This window comes from Caldisericaceae bacterium, from assembly GCA_036574215.1.
Classification (GTDB): Bacteria; Caldisericota; Caldisericia; order Caldisericales; family Caldisericaceae; genus Caldisericum.
Window position 1 is genome coordinate 1 of sequence record JAINCR010000077.1, and the last position, 16,713, is coordinate 16,713.

Consider the following 16,713-nt stretch of genomic DNA (forward strand, 5'->3'; position numbering starts at 1 on the left):
ATGACACTGTGAACGAGGAAGGTTCGAGGGTGTGCCTTTTACCCCCTCAAGTATGAAATAAAGAATTTTTCAATCATCAAATTTAAGAAAAGCTAAACTAAACAAAAGCCCACAATTTTCCAAAATAATTTTTTGTTAGACATTTTTTTGTTATAATTTTTTGTCGATATGAAAGATATGTAAAACGCTAAGAGGAGGCAAAATGTTTAAAAATTTTAACGAAATTTTTGATTACCTAAAAGGCATTGGTAAGACACCTATTATTGTTGTAGGAGAAGATAAAGATTCAATTGAGGCTGTCTATGATGCATACAAGATAGGTATTGGCGAGGGAGTTTTTGTTTCCGACAAAACAAAGATTGAAAAACTATTAAAAGATTTTGACACGAGAGATTTTGTTAAAGAAATCATCCATGCGGAAACCGATGAAGAAAAAAGCAAATTTGCAGTTGAAGAGGTGAAATCGGGAGGGATCCTTTTAAAAGGCTCTGTAAAAACGGCAACACTTCTTAAAGCCGTTTTGAATAAGGAGTGGGGATTAAGGACCGATAAGATTATTACAAGTGTTGCTGCTTTTGAATCAAATTACGAGGGAAGAGAAAAGATCATACTTCTTTCAGATGGTGGAGTTGTGATAAAACCTGATATAGATACACTTATTAAGGAAATAGAGAATGCAGTTTTTGTTGCAAACAAACTTGGTAATCCACTTCCAAAAGTTGCACTTCTTTGTGCTGTTGAAGTTGTTAATCCTGATATGCCCGAGACACTCAACGCATCAATTATAAAAAAGATGTTTGATCGGGGGCAGATAAAAGGTTGTATTGTTGATGGTCCTCTTGCTCTTGATAATGCTCTTTCCATGTATGCAAAAGAAAAGAAAGGTATTGTTTCTGATGTTGCAGGAGATGCAGACATCCTCATTACACCCGATATAGTCTCTGGTAATATCCTTGGAAAATCCGTTGAATATATTGGAGGAAAACCTCTTGCCGTAACAGTAGTGGGTGCAGCAAAACCTATTATGATCCCATCAAGAGCAGATAGAGCAGAATCTAAACTCCGTTCGATTGCCTTGACTATGATTGCTTCTATGTAATCCTTTTACTGTAAAAAGAGATTTTGTTGTAAAATTTACATATGAAAGCATGGAAATTATTAATTTTATCTGGTATTTTGTTAGTTGTTTTTGGTTTGCTTCTCTTACTCTTTGAAAAGTTGAAATTTAGGCTACCAGGAGATATTTACATTAGAAGGGGTAATTTTGAGTTTTATTTTCCCATCGCAACTTCAATACTTATTAGTATTTTACTTACAATCATTTTGAATTTGATTTTTAGAAAATAAATCTTTATAACTCTTCCTTAAAGGAATGTATCGAGGTTATTTTACAGTAGAGGAAAACTGCTTCTCCCTCTTTTAATTCCATTTCTTCAAATGACTTTCTTGTAATCAATGCGTCTAACTCTACTTCATCTTTTATACTTACTCTAACTTTAACAAGCACACCTTTTTGAATAATTTTTTTAATTTTACCTTCAAATGAATTCTGTGCACTGGTTTTGATTTTTTCTTTAGAGAGGGCAATCTCCTCTGGACGAATAAAGATTTTTACTTTGTCAAAAATTTTATAATCTCCTAAAATTGCAAAAGGAACAGATGAAGCATAAGCAATGTAAAAATCATTTGCACTCTCTTTTACTATTGCATCAATTACGTTTGTTTCACTTATTCTTGCAATACTACCGTTTGTTGGCTTATAGAAAATATCTATCGGTTTGCCTATTTCAAGAAGCTTTCCATTTTCAATAATTGCGATTCTATCTCCAACAATGTTTGCTTCTTCAATATTGTGGGTTACATAAATGGCGCTCTTTTTAAATTTTTTTACTATGTCTTTTATTTCAAGAGCAATCCTTTCTTTTTCCGTTGGAGATAGTTGAGATGTAGGTTCATCAAAGAGGATGAGTTTTGGGTCTAATATAAGAGATCTTGCAATGGCTACTTTTTGTTTCTCTCCCCCACTTAAATTTGTTGGGAAACGTTTTAGTAGGTGTCCAATCTTTAAAAATTCTACGAGATTTTTAAAATGCAATTCCTTATTTTCAATTTTTTTAAATCTAAGCCCGTATTTTATATTCTCTTCAACTGTCATATGTGGAAAAAGGGCAAAATCTTGGAAAATGTAGCCAATATTTCTTTTATTTGGGGTTTCTTTTGATATGGGAACACCATCAAAGATAATACTTCCAGATGTTAATTCTACAAACCCTGCAATTGCATTTAGAAGTGTTGTTTTTCCAGATCCGTTATCTCCAAGGAGTGCAATAATCTCTTTATCAAAAACTTCAAAAGAAACGTTTTCAATTTTAAAGTTTACAAGGTTTACCGAAAGATCTCTAATTAAAAGCATCTTTACCTACCACTTACAATTTTTAGAATGGCAAAAAGAATAAGGGAAATGATAAGTAAACTTGCTGCAATTGCAATAGAAGTTTGAAGGTTATATTGGGTGTAAGCATCGTAAATTTTTATTGGGGCAGTCATCGGATAGTATGCAATGATAATAACAGCTCCAAATTCAGAAATTGCTCTTGCCCATGAAGAGAAAAAACCTGAGAGTATATGTGATTTTACAAGGGGGATATCTATAAAGAAAAAGGTATGAATAAATGTTGCTCCAAGGTTATAAGATGCTTTCTCTAACGAGGGATTTATGCTTTTAAAACCCTCTCTTATGTTGTTTATGATAAAGGGAATAGAAACAAAAAGCATGGCTACAACAACAGCAAAACCTGTCCCTAAAAGCCTTATACTGAAGCTTTTATAAAGAAGTCCTCCGATGAGGCCATCTCTTCCAAATACAAGCAGTAGCGCTATACCTGCAACCGTATGAGGAGTTGCAAGTGGAATATCGGTAATTGCCTCAATGAATTTCTCAAATTTACCAAAATGTCCTTTTGCCATAAGATACGATAGAGGTGTGCCAATTAAGATACCTATAGTGGAAGATATTAAGGAAAAAACTATACTATTAAAGATTGCATTAAGCGATTTAGGATCTTTAAGCACATTTATTATATCTTTTACACTTGGAGTGGTGATGAGTTTAATAATAGGTAAAAGTATAAAAGTTAAAGTAATTAAACTTAATAACATCAAAAATAACTTAAATCTTCCTTTTTCCATAGTCTATTTTATTCCGTCCCTTATAGTGCTTGGAATAGATTCAAAACTTGGGTAAAATTTGAAGTCGACAAACCCTTGTCCGTAGTGATCGAAGACTTTACCTCCGTTTTTAAGCAAATATGCAACAAATTTTTCTCCGTATTCTTTGTTTTGCGCATTTTTTGGAATTGTTAAGCCATATTCAATCGGTGCTCCCTTTATCACTGTGCCGTCGTCTAAAGTGATGCTTACTTTTTCATAAAGATTTTTTAAATTTGGATTAGCAAGGTTTATTTCGTCGGGCAATTTTATGTATTTTAGGTTATTTTGCACGGCAACTGATTCGTATTCAAATGCATAGTCTAATTCATGTGATTGAAGAAGAGACAAGAGTTCTACAGACTTTGGCCTTATGTTATTTTTGTTTGTTAATCTTATAAGTTCATCGCTTAAATGGGGTTTATTGTAGTAGATGTTAGAGAGTTTGAAGAGTAAAATGGTTCTATAGCCAGCAGGATCTGCATTTGGATTTGCATATCCGTATTCTACCCCGTCTTTTAAAAGGATATCAAACCAGTTTTCAGCATTAATTTCATTTGCGTATTTGCTTTTATCCGTATAACATAACACAATTGAATTTGATGCAAATTCAATATACCAATCTACGTAATGTGGAAAAAGATACTTTTGGATAAGGTAAGAGTCTGCCGTTAGAACCACATCAAATTCTTCATTAAGTTCGGCAATCTCTCTTATTATGTCAACACTTCCTGCTGATAAGTCTTGAAATGTAATGTTTATACCCTTTTCTTTGTAAAGAGAAACAAAATCTTCTTCTATAGCTCTAATTGGTTGTGTGAGACTTCCTGCGTGGATTACATTGATAATAACTTCTTTTGGATGACTTAATGTATTTGTGAAAAAAATTACTAATAAAACTAATACAATACTAACAACAGCAATCAAAACGACCCTTTTCATTTAGTTACCTTCTTCTAAATTATATTTTATCTTTTTTTTAATTTTTTCCAACCTTTGTAAATTGCTTTTTAGACTATAATTTTATAGGTGAATATGAAAATTGAAATAAAAGATGGACAAAATAATATTGGTGGTAATAAGATTTTTATTTTAGACAAGAACGGTAAAGCCGTTATCCTTGATTTTGGTAAAAATTTTTCTCTCTACGGTAAATACTTTGAGGAGTTTCTTACGCCAAGAGCAGGTGCAGGGATTTATGACTTTTGGAAATTAAACCTCGTTCCACATGCTCGATCCCTTTATAGAGAAGATGTTTTAGCTTATGTTGAAGAAATCAACAATTTACCTTCTTACGACCCAGTTTTTCTTTTTATATCCCACGCCCATGTTGATCACTTCGGATACGTGCCTTTTTTAAGAGAAGATATACCTATTATTTCAACAAAGATCACTTATGATATTATTAAATCTTACCAAGATACAACACAAACAGGACTTTTTTCGGAGTTTTATGCAGGGTCTAAAAGATCCGTTAAGAGTGGCTTAAAGGAAAACAAACTGCATAAAGGAAAAGATACTGAAACTTTTAAGCGCTCTTTTATAACAGATTTTCCTAACAACTCTATAAGTGAATTTGAAGGCTTTAAATACAGAGTTTTTGAGGTTGACCATTCCGTTCCAGGTGCATCTTCTATTTATCTTGAGGTTGATGGTGTAAAGGTTGCTTACACAGGGGACTTACGATTTCATGGAAAAAATGCGCAAAAAACAAAAGATTTCTTTTATTTCTTAAAAGAAATTGGCGTCAATGTCCTTATAACTGAGGGGACAAGAATTGGAAATGATTTTATTGGTAAGCAATACACGGAGAGTGATGTTAAAGAGGCATGTTTAAATGCTATAAAGGAAAATTGTGGAAAGTTAGTAATAGCAGATTTTGGTGCAAGAAACATTGAAAGATTACAAATTTTTGTTGAGGTTTCAAAAGAAACCAATCGTAAAATTGCTATAACTACAAAGGATTTGTATTTACTCGATCTTTTAAAGGAAGATGGCATTAATATTATAGATAACGAAAATTTGGTTGTAATTGAGAGCAAAAGAGAACAAGAAAGAAATTGGAAAAAGGAACTACTTGAAAGATATAAAAATAAAGTAATTACAATAAAAGAAATAAACGATAACCAAGGAGATTACATTGTTTGTTATAGTTTTTGGGATATGCCAAATCTTCTTGATATGAAAATAGATTCTGGTGCATACATATATTCTACAAGTGAAGCATTTAATGAAGAGCAGATATTAGACATTGAAAGACTTTTGAATTGGCTTAGATACTTTAATCTGAAACCTTACGGTATTACTTTTGTTGATGGTAAAATGAGTTTTACTAGAGAATACCATGTTTCTGGGCATGCAAATTCCAAGGACTTAATGGAATATATTGAATTAGCAAAACCAGACTACTTGATTCCAGTGCATTCGGAGCATACTAAAACTTTTAAAGAATTTTTAGGTGAAAAAACAAAATTCGTTTTTGAAAGTGTTTTTGAACTTTAGAATATTTTTAAAGCCCCTGTTGTAATTAAGGTAACGATGACTCCTGCAATAATTACGCCTAAGGATATTGATATAAAAGCCTTTAATTTTTCCATTCCAAGAATTTTTGCAGCAAGTGCACCAGAGTAAGCGCCAGTCCCTGGTAGTGGTATTGCAACAAAAATCATAAGTCCCCAAAATCCGTATTTATCCACATAGGGTTTTGCTCTTTTTCTTAGATTTTCAAGGTAAAGGACCACAAATTTATTTAGAAAGCTTATTTTTGAAGCGGCAAAAATCATCAAGTCAAACAGAAGGAAAACTAAAGGTGTAATTAAAATATTTGCAAAAGTTACAATTAAAAAGGCTTGAACTACACCAATTTTATATTTCAAAATAGCAAGAGGAATTGCTCCTCTTAATTCAACAGAGGGAAGAAAAGTAACTAAGAAAATATACAACCATGTTTTTATATTATTCATACGTATTAATTATAACTGATTTTTATGCTTTTTAAAGGTTTCATTAAATTTTAGAGACTTTTAGTAAGATTTACACTTTTTAAAAAAATTTTTGTAATCATCCAATAAACTATCTAATGTAAGATTCCTCGGCTTTACTTCAGAACGAACTCTTTCTCGTTATCCTGTTTTCCTTTTTCCCGTCATCCTGAGCTCCTTTCCTTGACTAAGTCAAGTGGAGTGATAGCGACGAAGGATCTTAAAGTTGAGGAGGACACTACCCCAAGGTTCCTGCATCCTGTGTCATCCTGAGCGTAAGCGTTGGATCTACTTTTTGAGGGGGACACCCCCTCAATACTCCCCCAAGTAATGAAAAACACAAACAGATGAGATTCTTCCTCACTCGCTACGCAGAATGACCAAGGGGCTTTACCTCCTTAAAACTTCTCCCAAATATAAGAAAAAGGCATGACGGACATCTCCCCAAAGGTCTCCCATTATTGAAAAATGCGTAATTTCGTTTTACTTATTGTAAACTTGGTGTATACTTGTAAATAAAAAACTTATGCAAGAAATTAACATTGAGAGTATTTTTCGCTCAAGGCGTAAAACCGTTTGTTTTGAGATAACGGACAGAGGAACTCTTATCGTAAAAGCACCATTTTCTATGTTAGATTTAGAAATTTACAAATTAATAGAGAAGCACAAAAACTGGATAAATAAAAAAATTGCTCTTACATTAACAAAAGAAAGACCACCAAAAAGAGCGTTTATCGAAGGAGAAAATTTTCTCTACCTTGGCAAACCTTACAAGTTGTTTTTTAGTGATACTCAAAGCGAGGATTTAAAATTTGAAAACGCATTCTATCTAAAAAAAGATAAGATAGATTTTGCAAAAGAAGTATTTATAAATTGGTATAAAAAAGAGGCAAAACGTTTTATTTTAGAGCGTTTAGATTACTACGCAAGACTTACAGGTATTAATTACAACAAAGTAAAAATCAATTCTGCAACTAAAAGGTGGGGATCTTGTTCAAAAAATAGAAACTTAAATTTTACCTACAGACTAATTATGGCACCAATTTTTGTTGTTGACTATATTGTTGTTCACGAACTCTGCCATGTAGTTAAATTTAATCATTCAAAAGAATTTTGGGAAAATGTAAAAGCAGTATTGCCAAATTATAGAGACGCAAAAAATTGGTTAAAAGAAAAAGGGCAAACTCTTAGTATCTAAAAGAAAAACCGCCTTTACTTAAACATTTTATAACAATATTGACTTTATTTAAAGTTTTGCTATATTTAAATAGTTAAGAAAGTTTTACCTTAGAAATTTAATATTAGGAGGTTTTATATGAGAACTACTTTTAATCCACATAACAAACACATTAAAAGAAAACAAGGCTTTAGAGCTAAAATGAAGACAAGTACTGGAAGAAACGTGCTTTCAAGAAGAAGAGCGCATGGTAGGCATAAACTCGTCAGAGTATAGTGAAACTTTGGAAAAGACTCCGTGAAAAAGAGTTTAGAAGTGTATTTAAAAATGCACGGAAATTCTTTGGAAGGAACATCGTTGTATACATCTCAGGCGAAGTCAAAAAAAAGGTGGGTTTTGTTGCCTCAAAAAAAGTTGGCAAGGCTCATGAGAGAAACCGTGCAAAGAGGCTTATGAGAGAAGCATTTTTAAAAGTTGAAGGGATAGTGCCTCAAGACTTTAGTTATGTGCTCATTGCAAAAAATTCCATAAATGGCTTAAAAATGCAAGACGTATTATTAGATTTAGAAAGTATTCTTAAAAGATTTAAGAAAGAATTGACAAACGGAAGTGGTAATCAATGAAAAAGGTTCTTATTGCTATTTTGAAGTTTTATAGAAAATACATTTCGCCTTTAAAACCGCCTACTTGTCGCTTTACTCCAACATGTTCAGAGTATGCAATTATTGCAATTGAAAAATATGGTGCAAAAAAGGGCGGATGGCTTGCGCTTAAAAGAGTTTTAAGATGTAATCCCTTTTTCCCTGGTGGAAATGACCCAGTTCCTTAGGAGGACAGAATGAAAAAATCGTTGTTTATTGCAGTTGCGTTGGCATTTTTAGGGATATTTTTAACGGGTTGTGCAACAAGTCCTTTTCCGAAAACAACTGAACTAGGAGTGATTGTTCAAGTTGTTTCAACCGGAAAACCCCTTGAAAATATTCCAGTGGGTGTAAGAGTTGTAAATAATACTAGCAATCCAATACTCGATGTTTCTGTAAAACTTATTTCCATTGACAATGATACCGACCTTAAACCCTTTGAAATGTGGAATTCCCCAAGAGAAATTAGTATAAAAGATATTTCAAAAACGAGTGTTATCGATGCTGGTAAAGATGCAACTTTTTCGTTTTTTATCACAAGTTATACTGAAATTGAATCAAAACCATACCCAATAAAATTTGAGGTAACCTATAAAGATGCAGATGGTAAAATCAACACAATCGAAAAAGATGCAGTAATTAACGTTGTTCCTGTTTCATTTTTATACAAGATCACACGTCAACTCATTGATTTAATTAATCAATTAACAAGAAACTATGGACTTGCAATCATTCTACTTACAATTGTTATCAAACTCATTACCCATCCTCTTACAAGATATCAGTTTAAGTCAACTGCAAAACTCCAAGAGGTTCAACCAGAGTTAAAGAAGATTCAAGAAAAATACAAAGATAATCCCCAAAAGCAACAGCAGGAAATTGTAAAACTCTACAAAGAAAAAGGTGTGAATATGTACGGAGGTTGTTTGCCTGTGTTAATTCAATGGCCTCTCCTCATTGTCCTATATGGAGCTTTGATGAGCTATTCGCCATTTAATAACGCAAGGTTCTTATGGCTTTCCAACCTCAACACACCTGATAAATACTATATACTTCCAATTCTTGTATTTTTATCGATGTTTTTACAGTCTAAGACTTCTCAACTACCTGGAAGTGAATTAGATCCAAATTCAAGAATGTTTATGTACTTCCTTCCCGTAATATTTGCAGTATGGGCTATTAGTTGGCCTCCATCTGTGCTTCTCTACTGGATTACCTTCTCTCTTGTTGCAACAGTTGAGCAATTCATCATTTTAAGGTCAATTAAAAAATTTGAAAAGATGGCAATTGAACAACCTAAAAATGTAATTAAAAAGGATGACAAAGGGAAATAATTATGGAGAAGGAAATAGTTGATTTTATAAAAGATATCTTTGAGACTATTGGAGAAACCCCTACTGTTGAAGTTAAGAAAAAATTTGGTGGCCTGTATCTTAATCTTAGTAATTTAAGTAATAAAGCACTTTACATTGGAAAAGAAGGCTCAGTCCTAAGATCACTTCAATACGTAGTAAATGTGTATGCGCACAAAATTGATAGAAATTTGGGAACGATAATACTTGATATAGATGGTTATAAGGATAAACAGTTTGAGCACTTGAAGACTATGGCAATTGATGCAGCACTTAAGGCAAAGATGTTAAAGGGCCCAGTTGAATTAAAACCTATGTCTGCACAGGCAAGGAGAATCATCCATATTACCTTAAAAAACTACCCCGATATTTGGACACATAGTGTAGGTAAAGAGCCAAGAAGAAGAGTTATAGTTGATATTAAAAAGTGAAAGATACAATTGTTGCAATTGCAACACCCAGAGGATTTGGCGGTATTGGAGCAATAAGACTCTCTGGAAGTGAAGCGCTGAATTTAGTTAAAGCAATTTTTTCGAAGAACATAACAAAGCCCCGCTATGCATACTACGGGGCTATTTTTGATCCAAAAAGTAAGACCCCAATTGATACAGGTATTGTTATTTACTATAAAGCACCACATTCTTACACAGGAGAGGATGTTGTAGAAATATTTCTCCATGGTGGAATTAAAAATCTTGAAATGGTTTTAAATATGCTTATTTCTTTAGGTGTAAGACTTGCAGAGCGCGGAGAATTCACAAAAAGGGCAGTAGAAAATAAGAAAATGGATATCTTTGAAGCAAGCGCAGTTTTAGAACTCATTGAGGCAAAAACAGAGAAAGCAGTTTTGCTTGCAGCAAAAAGACTCTTTGGTGCAGTGGGAAGTAAAATCCAAGAAATCAAAAGCAGAATCTTTAGTATTATTTCAGTGATTGAGGCTTCAATAGACTTTCCTTACGATGTAGAAGAGGTAGATCCCCAATACATAAAAAACGAATTAGAAAAAATTGAGGATGATATTAAGCACCTTTTAGCTTCTTATAAAGATGCAAGGGTTGTTTTAAACGGAATAAAAGTTGTAATTGTTGGTAAGCCCAATGTTGGTAAGTCTACACTTCTAAATGATCTTTTAAAATACGAGCGAGCGATTGTTTCTGAGATTCCAGGCACAACGAGAGATACAATTAAAGAAGTAATAGATTTTTATGGTGTGCCACTTGAAATCATAGATACGGCAGGTATAAGAGAAACAAAAGATAAGCTGGAAAAAGCTGGTGTTGAAAGAAGTAAGCAAGCAATAGATGAGGGAGATATTGTGATTTTTGTTTTCGATGGATCAACCCAAATCGATGAAGATGATCTAAAACTCATTGAAATGACTGCACAGAAGAGGCGCATTATTGTGCTAAATAAAACAGACCTCCCCAAGTTAACAGGCAGAGAAATGCTATCAAAACTCTTTCCAAGTGATAGAATTATCGAAATTTCTGCGCTTTTAAAAGAAGGAATTGATGATGTTGAAAATGCTCTTAAAGAGATGGTGTTTAGTTTTGATTTTGAATCAATGCTCATAACAAACCAAATTGAATTTGATTTGTTAAATAGAGTTCTCAAGCATATCAAGGTAGCTAATTCGGTTCTTGAAAATAATACTCTTGATATTGTTTCAGAAGAGCTTAAAGATGCGATCGAAGAGATTTCATCTGTATCTTTAGAAAACCTATCAAAAGATGTTCTTGACGGTATATTTTCTAAATTCTGTATAGGAAAATGAATGGGATTGGAATTATTGGACTTGGAAAGGTAGGAACAAACCTTGCCTTTAATTTCTTAAAAAGGGGTGCTACTGTTTATGCACATTCAAATAGAGAGATTTCTCAATCTACCCTTGAAAAGATAAAGTCCATTCAGCTTAAAACTGCTTGCGATGTTGTAAAAAACTCCCATTTTATATTTCTTTCTGTAAAAGACTCTGAGATAAAAACGACTTTTTACGATATCCTTCCCTGTTTAGATAGCACTAAAACGGTTATCATCCTTTCAGGAGCATTTGATTTAAAAGAGATTAAAAATGGAAAAAATATAATTGTTATAAGAATGCATCCTGTAAGAGCTTTTGTTGACAACGATTTTAGTGACATCGAGGGCACGCTTTTTGTTGTTGAAGGTGATTCAAAAGAAGTATTAGATATTGTTTCTTTTTTAGGTTGCAAGGCATCCTATATGAAGGAGTTTACCCCACTTTACCATGCTTCGCTTACTTTTGCTTCAAACTTTCTTGTAACGTTATTTAACATCTCAAAAGAACTCCTTGAACAAGCACAAATTGAGGAAAGTTTTGAAGTTATTTACAATCTTATGGAAATAACCCTTAAAAATATTAAAGAAAACTCCGAAGTTTTTGCATTAACAGGCCCTATTGAGAGAAACGACATTGAGACAGTCAAAAAGCATATAGAAAGCATCCAAGATGAATTGACAAGAGAAATTTATATTCTACTTTCGCTAAAAACTGTTGAAGTTGCAAAAAAGAAGAATCCGTGTAATAATTATAGTGATTTAACAAATTTCCTTAAGGAGTTGCTATGGAAGAAAAAATGACGGTTCCAAAAATAGTTTCTTTAAAAGGAAAAAGAAAAATAGTTTCCATTACTGCATACGACTATCTATTTGCGCATATTGTAGATGAAGCAGGTTTTGACTTTATACTTGTAGGAGATTCTGTTGGCACAACTTACCAAGGGCTTAACTCAACAATTCCTGTCACAATGGAAGAGATGTTATACCATACCCGTATTGTCCGAAGAGGAGTTCAATACTCACTTGTTGTAGGAGATATGCCATTCTTATCGTATCAAACCTCCGTTGAAGATGCCATAAGAAATGCAGGTTTATTCTTAAAAAATGGGGCTGATGCTGTGAAGTTAGAGGGAGGCATTCAGGTTAAAGATACTGTCAAAAAAATGATTTCCTTTGGTATCCCTGTAATGGGGCATGTGGGTCTTACTCCTCAATCATTAAACCTTATGGGTGGCTATAAAATTCAAGGAAAGAGCGAAGCCTCAATAAAAAGATTGAAAGAAGATGTAGAAGCGCTTGTTGAAGCAGGAGTTTTTGCAATAGTCCTTGAAGGTATATACGAAGATGTTGCAAAAGAAATAACAGAAAGTGTTCCTATTCCTACAATTGGCATTGGTGCAGGGGTCCACTGTGATGGTCAGATCCTTGTGATAACTGACTTACTTGGATTAGATCCTACTTTTACACCTAAATTCGTTAAAAAATATAGAGATCTTCATAAAGAAGTTTTAACTGCACTTACCGAATTTAAAGAAGATGTCCTTAACGAAAAATTTCCAGAAGAGGGACACTCTTTTAAACGGAAGGAGTAAATTATGAAAGTTGTAAGAAACATTAAGGAAATGCAAGAGATTTCAAATGGTCTTATAAAAGTTGGTAAGTCTATAGGTTTTGTTCCAACGATGGGATTTCTCCACGAAGGACATCTTTCCTTGGTAAGAATGGCAAAAGAAGAGAATGACACCGTTGTTGTAAGTATTTTTGTTAATCCACTTCAGTTTGGACCAAGAGAAGATTTCAAAAGTTATCCAAGAGATGAGGAAAGAGATTTAAACCTACTTAAGGATTTAGCAGATTTTGTTTTCATTCCCGAGGCAAAAGAGATGTACCCTGAGGGTTATTCTACTTATGTGGAGGTTGAAAAACTTACAACAAACCTCTGCGGCCGGTTTAGACCAGGTCACTTCAAGGGTGTTACAACAGTTGTTCTCAAACTCTTTAACATAGTGAAGCCTACGAGAGCATACTTTGGAAAGAAAGACTACCAGCAGTTTAGAGTAATTGAAAGGATGGCATTAGACTTGAATCTTGAAGTTAAAGTTGTTCCGTGTGAAATTTTTAGAGAAAAGAACGGACTTGCAATGAGCTCAAGAAACGTATACCTCACAAAAGATGAGTTTGAGGAAGCCTCCATCATATACAAGGCACTTTCTTATGGTAAAGAACTTATCGAAAAAGAAAACATTAGGGATCCTAAAGTAGTGATTGATAAAATAAAAGAAATTATCCAAAGTGCAAAATCACTAAAAAAGATCGATTATATCCAAATTGTTGATCCAATTACCCTTCAAGATGTTGACAAAATTGAAGGTTCTGTTGTAATATTATTCGCAGGTTATTTTGGTAATGCAAGATTAATTGATAATGTAGAGGTAAACTTATGATGATTAATTTGTTAAAATCAAAAATACACAGAGCGACTATCACCAACAAAAATATTAACTATGAGGGAAGTATTACTATCGATAGAGCAATCTGTGAAATTGCTAACATCTTAGAATTTGAAAAAGTGGACGTATACAATGTCAACAATGGGAAGCGCTTTTCAACTTATGTAATTTTTGGTAAAGACGGTGCAATCGAGTTAAACGGTGCAGCAGCACGACTTGGAGAAATTGGTGATAAAATTATCATAGTTAGTTATGCTATTTTTGATATGAATGAGGCTAAGTACTACAAGCCGAAAATTGTTATCCTGGGAGAATCGAATAAGATAAAGGAGGAAATAAATGGATGATGTAATTGAAAGAGCCTTAATTACAGCAAAGAAGCTTGGTGCAACTTATGCAGATGTAAGAATTATCGACCGGACGAAAGAAAATCTGTCCTTAACAAACAGAGAGGTAAAGGTAGCAACAACACGTCATTCAAGAGGTTTTGGTGTAAGAGTTATTGTAGATGGTGCATGGGGGTTCTTTTCCTCGGTTAATACGGCAGGAGAAGAAGGCGAAAGGGTAGCTAAAATTGCAGTTGAAATTGCAAAGGCATCTTCTAAAACTAAAATTGAAGATGCAAAACTTAAAGATATTGAAATTTACCAGGATAAAGTCCCTCAGCCAGTGAAAATTGATCCATTTTCAATTCCTATGAATAAAAAAATTGCCTTTATGCTTGATCTTGACAAGTTAATGGAAAAAGAAGGTATCATCGTAAGAAACTCATCTATGTATTTTTCAAAAGAGTGGAAAACTTTTGCATCCCTTGAAGGTGCCTATATTGAGATGGAGCGTATCGTAAGTGGAGCAGGTATTCAGGTAATTGCAACAGATGGAAGGGAAATACAAGTAAGGAGTTATCCATCTTCTTTTGGTGGAGATTTTGCAAGGAAAGGCTATGAGTTTATTGAAGAAATGAAACTTTCTGAAAATGCAGAAAGGATAAGAGATGAAGCTTTACAACTTTTAAAAGCAAAACTTTGCCCAACAGGAAAGATGGATCTTGTCATTGGACCATACCAAATGGCTCTACAACTCCACGAATCTGTTGGACATCCAACCGAACTTGACAGAGTCCTAGGAGAAGAGGCTTCTTTTGCAGGCACATCATTTTTAACACCTGAAAAACTCAACAATTTTCAGTTTGGCTCTAAATATGTAAATATCGTAGCAGATGCAACAGATCCCTATGCACTTGGCGGTTTTCCATACGACGATGAAGGGGTAAAAGCAAAAAAGATCTATTTAGTGAAAGAAGGTATTTTTGTAGGTTATCTTAACTCAAGAGAAACTTCTTATAAACTGGGGCTTGAGTCAATGGGCGCAATGAGAGCAGACTCTTTTAGTAGAATCCCAATCATAAGGATGACGAGTATCAATCTTGAACCAGGTAATTATACTCTTGAAGAGCTTGTTAGTGGTGTTGATAACGGACTTCTTATTGATGTAAACAAATCTTGGAGTATAGACCAAAAGAGGTTGAACTTCCAATTTGGAACGGAAATAGGATACGAAATTAAAAATGGTAAGATTCAAGATATGGTAAAGAATCCTACCTATTCTGGAATAACTTATGAATTTTGGAGAAGTTTAGATGGAGTTGGTAATGAAAGCTACTACCATACACTTGGACTGCCTAACTGTGGTAAAGGGGAACCAATGCAGGTAATGGAAGTAAGCCATGGTTCAAGTTATGCAAGATTTAGAAATGTAAATGTGGGGGTAAAACATGAATAAAGAAGATTTGTTAGAAGTAGTTAATAAGGCAGTGTCTCTTTCAAAAGCAGATCAAGTTGAGGCTTTGTTGGTGGGTGGAGAATCTTACCTTACAGGTTTTGCAAATAACTATATCCACAGAAACGTAGGAGAGGAAACATATGAACTGAGTGTTAGGGTAGTTATTGGGAAGAAGGTTGCTTCGGCTTCGACAACAGATCTTTCTTATGAATCAATAAAATCGTGTGTAGAGACAGCAGAAACATTGTGCAAATTTCAAAAGGATAATGAAGAATTTGTTAGCCTCCCAAAGGACAATGGCGAGGAAAAATACTTCGAAGAAGTTTATGAATTACCCGATGCAGAAACGCGAGCAGAAATTGTTAAAAAGGTAGTCGATGCATCAAAAAAGCATGACTTAATTTCTTCTGGTAAGTTTGAAGTTGAAAAATCCCAAATTGCAATTAAAAATTCCTTCGGAATTGAGAAATACGGAGAGAGAACTGTAGCAACATTAAAAAACATAGCCATGGGAGATACTTCCTCCGGATTCTCTCAAGAAAGTGCAATGTCTTTTAAGGATATCAATGTAGATAAGATCATTGAGGAAAGTCTTGACACTGCCCTAAAAGGTAGATCACCAATTTCAATAGACCCTGGTAAATATGAGGTAATTCTTTCACCTTATGCGGTTGAAGAGTTTCTATCTTCAATGAAGTATCTTTCTTTAACAGAGAAGAATATAGAAGAGGGAACAAGTTTTATGAAAGGGCATTTCGGAGAAAAAATGTTTAACGATATGATTACCATTTACGATGATGGGAATGATGCTAATACGATAAAGATGGCTTTTGACTTTGAAGGAATGAAGAAGAAAAGAGTTTACTTTGTTAAAAATGGGGTTATAGAAAATGTTGTAAACGATTCTTTCTATGCCTATAAATTGGGGAAAGAACCAACTGGACACTCTCTCCCGCAACCAAATGATTTGGGTGCGTATCCCATGAATTTTATTTTTGAAAAAGGCACATCTAAACTTGACGATATGATATCTAACGTGGAAAAGGGTTTATTTGTGCAACGTTTTTGGTATACAAACCCAATGGACCCTGTAAATTTAGTTATCACGGGAATGACAAGAGATGGCCTTTTCCTTATCGAAAACGGAAAGATTACAAAGGGCGTTAAACATATGAGGTTTACAGAAAGTATTATAACAGCACTTAAAAATTGTTTGGAAATTTCAGATAATTCTAAGATAATATACGAAGGTGGAACAGTTACTACTGCACCGTATATGAGAATTAAAGATTTTAACTTTTCAAGCGCAACCGAATTTTAGGA

At 33.8% G+C, this 16,713-nt stretch carries 20 protein-coding genes; 16 read left to right on the top strand and 4 right to left on the bottom strand.

The genetic code is table 11. The features are described 5' to 3' along the window. The first annotated feature begins 202 nt into the window (after nucleotides 1–202). Together K6343_04695 and K6343_04700 are read left to right on the top strand one after the other, a co-directional pair. Nucleotides 203–1,099, top strand: coding sequence for a phosphate butyryltransferase (locus K6343_04695; protein ID MEF3245263.1), 897 nt, complete (start codon nucleotides 203–205; stop codon nucleotides 1,097–1,099). 41 nt (nucleotides 1,100–1,140) lie between these two features. Then, a complete protein-coding gene (locus tag K6343_04700; protein MEF3245264.1) occupies nucleotides 1,141–1,347 on the top strand; it encodes a DUF2905 domain-containing protein in 207 nt (68 codons plus the stop codon). A gap of 4 nt (nucleotides 1,348–1,351) precedes the next feature. Here K6343_04700 and K6343_04705 read toward each other — a convergent pair whose 3' ends face one another. The 3 genes from K6343_04705 to K6343_04715 are packed head-to-tail and all read right to left on the bottom strand — an operon-like array spanning nucleotide 1,352 to nucleotide 4,149. Then, nucleotides 1,352–2,413 carry an ABC transporter ATP-binding protein gene (locus tag K6343_04705; GenBank protein MEF3245265.1) on the bottom strand — a complete coding sequence of 354 codons (1,062 nt, stop codon included), beginning with the start codon at nucleotides 2,411–2,413 and terminating at the stop codon, nucleotides 1,352–1,354. A 2-nt stretch (nucleotides 2,414–2,415) separates the two neighbouring features. Next, nucleotides 2,416–3,189 (bottom strand): ABC transporter permease, encoded by a 774-nt coding sequence (locus K6343_04710; GenBank protein ID MEF3245266.1) that lies wholly within the window; start codon nucleotides 3,187–3,189, stop codon nucleotides 2,416–2,418. A gap of 3 nt (nucleotides 3,190–3,192) precedes the next feature. Further along, entirely contained in the window at nucleotides 3,193–4,149 is a 957-nt protein-coding gene (locus tag K6343_04715) for an extracellular solute-binding protein (protein ID MEF3245267.1), read from the bottom strand. A gap of 93 nt (nucleotides 4,150–4,242) precedes the next feature. Between K6343_04715 and K6343_04720 the strand changes: the two genes are divergently transcribed. Beyond that, nucleotides 4,243–5,709 (top strand): MBL fold metallo-hydrolase, encoded by a 1,467-nt coding sequence (locus tag K6343_04720; protein MEF3245268.1) that lies wholly within the window; start codon nucleotides 4,243–4,245, stop codon nucleotides 5,707–5,709. Here K6343_04720 and K6343_04725 read toward each other — a convergent pair. Beyond that, a complete protein-coding gene (locus K6343_04725) occupies nucleotides 5,706–6,170 on the bottom strand; it encodes a small multi-drug export protein (protein ID MEF3245269.1) in 465 nt (154 codons plus the stop codon). The two genes, K6343_04720 and K6343_04725, sit on opposite strands and share 4 nt — an antisense overlap. Before the next feature lie 544 nt (nucleotides 6,171–6,714). Here K6343_04725 and K6343_04730 point away from each other — a divergent pair. From K6343_04730 to K6343_04790, 13 genes are all read left to right on the top strand, one after another. Beyond that, complete coding sequence (locus tag K6343_04730) at nucleotides 6,715–7,386, top strand: M48 family metallopeptidase (GenBank protein ID MEF3245270.1); 672 nt, start codon at nucleotides 6,715–6,717, stop codon at nucleotides 7,384–7,386. A 117-nt stretch (nucleotides 7,387–7,503) separates the two neighbouring features. Continuing rightward, entirely contained in the window at nucleotides 7,504–7,641 is a 138-nt protein-coding gene (gene rpmH / locus K6343_04735; protein MEF3245271.1) for a 50S ribosomal protein L34, read from the top strand. After that, entirely contained in the window at nucleotides 7,641–7,988 is a 348-nt protein-coding gene (gene rnpA, locus K6343_04740; GenBank protein MEF3245272.1) for a ribonuclease P protein component, read from the top strand. The genes rpmH and rnpA overlap by 1 nt, the downstream gene beginning before the upstream one ends. Further along, nucleotides 7,985–8,194, top strand: a complete 210-nt coding sequence (yidD, locus tag K6343_04745) for a membrane protein insertion efficiency factor YidD (GenBank protein MEF3245273.1) — start codon at nucleotides 7,985–7,987, stop codon at nucleotides 8,192–8,194. Before rnpA ends, yidD begins: the two co-directional genes overlap by 4 nt. A 9-nt stretch (nucleotides 8,195–8,203) precedes the next feature. Then, nucleotides 8,204–9,340, top strand: a complete 1,137-nt coding sequence (gene yidC / locus K6343_04750) for a membrane protein insertase YidC (GenBank protein ID MEF3245274.1) — start codon at nucleotides 8,204–8,206, stop codon at nucleotides 9,338–9,340. Between the two features lie 2 nt (nucleotides 9,341–9,342). After that, nucleotides 9,343–9,789: a hypothetical protein gene (locus K6343_04755; GenBank protein MEF3245275.1), complete on the top strand. Its 447-nt coding sequence runs from the start codon at nucleotides 9,343–9,345 to the stop codon at nucleotides 9,787–9,789. Beyond that, entirely contained in the window at nucleotides 9,786–11,132 is a 1,347-nt protein-coding gene (gene mnmE, locus K6343_04760) for a tRNA uridine-5-carboxymethylaminomethyl(34) synthesis GTPase MnmE (GenBank protein ID MEF3245276.1), read from the top strand. The genes K6343_04755 and mnmE overlap by 4 nt, the downstream gene beginning before the upstream one ends. Then, complete coding sequence (locus tag K6343_04765; GenBank protein ID MEF3245277.1) at nucleotides 11,129–11,959, top strand: DUF2520 domain-containing protein; 831 nt, start codon at nucleotides 11,129–11,131, stop codon at nucleotides 11,957–11,959. The genes mnmE and K6343_04765 overlap by 4 nt, the downstream gene beginning before the upstream one ends. Continuing rightward, nucleotides 11,944–12,750 (top strand): 3-methyl-2-oxobutanoate hydroxymethyltransferase, encoded by an 807-nt coding sequence (panB, locus tag K6343_04770; protein ID MEF3245278.1) that lies wholly within the window; start codon nucleotides 11,944–11,946, stop codon nucleotides 12,748–12,750. Before K6343_04765 ends, panB begins: the two co-directional genes overlap by 16 nt. Before the next feature lie 3 nt (nucleotides 12,751–12,753). Beyond that, complete coding sequence (gene panC / locus K6343_04775; GenBank protein ID MEF3245279.1) at nucleotides 12,754–13,602, top strand: pantoate--beta-alanine ligase; 849 nt, start codon at nucleotides 12,754–12,756, stop codon at nucleotides 13,600–13,602. Then, on the top strand, nucleotides 13,599–13,955 hold the full coding sequence (locus K6343_04780; protein ID MEF3245280.1) for an aspartate 1-decarboxylase: 357 nt from the start codon (nucleotides 13,599–13,601) through the stop codon (nucleotides 13,953–13,955). The genes panC and K6343_04780 overlap by 4 nt, the downstream gene beginning before the upstream one ends. Continuing rightward, entirely contained in the window at nucleotides 13,948–15,390 is a 1,443-nt protein-coding gene (locus K6343_04785; protein ID MEF3245281.1) for a TldD/PmbA family protein, read from the top strand. The genes K6343_04780 and K6343_04785 overlap by 8 nt, the downstream gene beginning before the upstream one ends. Then, the gene (locus K6343_04790) at nucleotides 15,383–16,711 is read left to right on the top strand and encodes a TldD/PmbA family protein (GenBank protein ID MEF3245282.1); all 1,329 of its coding nucleotides are present in this window, start codon (nucleotides 15,383–15,385) and stop codon (nucleotides 16,709–16,711) included. The genes K6343_04785 and K6343_04790 overlap by 8 nt, the downstream gene beginning before the upstream one ends. The last annotated feature ends 2 nt before the right edge of the window (nucleotides 16,712–16,713 follow it).

What these genes read in the sequence shown, in the direction of transcription:
- K6343_04765 (MEF3245277.1), top strand. Translation starts at nt 11,129, where the DNA reads ATGAATGGGATTGGAATTATTGGACTTGGAAAGGTAGGAACAAACCTT.
- K6343_04785 (MEF3245281.1), top strand. Translation starts at nt 13,948, where the DNA reads ATGGATGATGTAATTGAAAGAGCCTTAATTACAGCAAAGAAGCTTGGT.
- K6343_04715 (MEF3245267.1), bottom strand. Translation starts at nt 4,149, where the DNA reads ATGAAAAGGGTCGTTTTGATTGCTGTTGTTAGTATTGTATTAGTTTTA.
- K6343_04790 (MEF3245282.1), top strand. Translation starts at nt 15,383, where the DNA reads ATGAATAAAGAAGATTTGTTAGAAGTAGTTAATAAGGCAGTGTCTCTT.
- K6343_04755 (MEF3245275.1), top strand. Translation starts at nt 9,343, where the DNA reads ATGGAGAAGGAAATAGTTGATTTTATAAAAGATATCTTTGAGACTATT.
- yidC (MEF3245274.1), top strand. Translation starts at nt 8,204, where the DNA reads ATGAAAAAATCGTTGTTTATTGCAGTTGCGTTGGCATTTTTAGGGATA.
- K6343_04705 (MEF3245265.1), bottom strand. Translation starts at nt 2,413, where the DNA reads ATGCTTTTAATTAGAGATCTTTCGGTAAACCTTGTAAACTTTAAAATT.
- K6343_04700 (MEF3245264.1), top strand. Translation starts at nt 1,141, where the DNA reads ATGAAAGCATGGAAATTATTAATTTTATCTGGTATTTTGTTAGTTGTT.
- rpmH (MEF3245271.1), top strand. Translation starts at nt 7,504, where the DNA reads ATGAGAACTACTTTTAATCCACATAACAAACACATTAAAAGAAAACAA.
- yidD (MEF3245273.1), top strand. Translation starts at nt 7,985, where the DNA reads ATGAAAAAGGTTCTTATTGCTATTTTGAAGTTTTATAGAAAATACATT.
- K6343_04695 (MEF3245263.1), top strand. Translation starts at nt 203, where the DNA reads ATGTTTAAAAATTTTAACGAAATTTTTGATTACCTAAAAGGCATTGGT.
- panC (MEF3245279.1), top strand. Translation starts at nt 12,754, where the DNA reads ATGAAAGTTGTAAGAAACATTAAGGAAATGCAAGAGATTTCAAATGGT.
- K6343_04725 (MEF3245269.1), bottom strand. Translation starts at nt 6,170, where the DNA reads ATGAATAATATAAAAACATGGTTGTATATTTTCTTAGTTACTTTTCTT.
- K6343_04710 (MEF3245266.1), bottom strand. Translation starts at nt 3,189, where the DNA reads ATGGAAAAAGGAAGATTTAAGTTATTTTTGATGTTATTAAGTTTAATT.
- K6343_04730 (MEF3245270.1), top strand. Translation starts at nt 6,715, where the DNA reads ATGCAAGAAATTAACATTGAGAGTATTTTTCGCTCAAGGCGTAAAACC.
- K6343_04720 (MEF3245268.1), top strand. Translation starts at nt 4,243, where the DNA reads ATGAAAATTGAAATAAAAGATGGACAAAATAATATTGGTGGTAATAAG.
- K6343_04780 (MEF3245280.1), top strand. Translation starts at nt 13,599, where the DNA reads ATGATGATTAATTTGTTAAAATCAAAAATACACAGAGCGACTATCACC.
- panB (MEF3245278.1), top strand. Translation starts at nt 11,944, where the DNA reads ATGGAAGAAAAAATGACGGTTCCAAAAATAGTTTCTTTAAAAGGAAAA.